General features: G+C 41.6%; 1 pseudogene. It reads left to right on the forward strand.

Going from position 1 to position 512, the window contains the following annotated elements:
- Positions 1 to 21: 21 nt before the first annotated feature.
- Positions 22 to 512, forward strand: a pseudogene (locus tag DXD92_RS18790) (hypothetical protein); the annotation flags it as partial.

The following is a 512-nucleotide window of genomic DNA, read 5'->3' on the forward strand; positions in this document are numbered from 1 at the left end:
ATTGTCGTCGGTGGGCGAAATTTGGCGACCAATACCAATAAAGGAACAACCGGATGGAGTTGGTCAATGCAAACTGGCGGCTATTCCAAAGAATCTGTATCCGAAACTGGGGTTAATACATGTAAACTTACACGAGATTCGGTAAAACAATCCGGATGGTCTGTAATACAGTTTTCTTATATTGGACGCACAAAATGGGAGGCTGACACAAATTATACCGTATCCGTAGATGTCAAAGCAAGCGTTTCTACATCGATGGATCCAAGCTTTAGACATGGTGACGGTTCAAACATGTTGATACAATCATGTAAAGCCGTAAACAACAAAACAGTTGCGAATGTATGGACAAAACTGGTATGGGTTGTAAAATCAGCAGCAACATTGCCTAGCGGAACTTCACAGAATACATATTTTACCGGAATGAACAGTAATGTTGGGGTCTCATATCAGTTTAAAAACCTTAAGATCGAAAAAGGCAATACGGCAACTGACTGGACTCCAGCACCTGAGGA

The sequence above is a fragment of the Blautia sp. TM10-2 genome (genome assembly GCF_003480845.1).
GTDB classification, from domain to species: Bacteria; Bacillota; Clostridia; order Lachnospirales; family Lachnospiraceae; genus Fusicatenibacter; species Fusicatenibacter saccharivorans.